Origin of the sequence: Psychrobacter coccoides (assembly GCF_017498085.1) — a bacterium.
Classification (GTDB): domain Bacteria; phylum Pseudomonadota; class Gammaproteobacteria; order Pseudomonadales; family Moraxellaceae; genus Psychrobacter; species Psychrobacter coccoides.
Genome location: NZ_JAGBKM010000083.1, coordinates 1 through 218 on the forward strand (window position 1 = coordinate 1; position 218 = coordinate 218).

Genomic DNA, 218 nt, shown 5'->3' on the forward strand with positions numbered 1-218 from the left:
GGCATGGGCCAAGTCGGTATTGATTTAGGCTGTAAAGATGCCGCAGTCACTAGTGAAGGTGATCAGCTACAAATCAAAGTCACCCATCAATACGCAGAAAAACTGGCCATCGCTCAACGTGCCAAAAACAAAAAACGGGTTAAGGCCATTCATGCCAAGATTAAAAACACCCGCCAAGATCTGATTCATAAATTCACATCAAAGCTTGTTAAAGCCAA

General features: G+C 43.1%; 1 pseudogene. It reads left to right on the forward strand.

The annotated features are described in order from the left end of the window. A pseudogene (locus J3492_RS13535) lies at positions 1-218 on the forward strand (RNA-guided endonuclease InsQ/TnpB family protein); the annotation flags it as partial.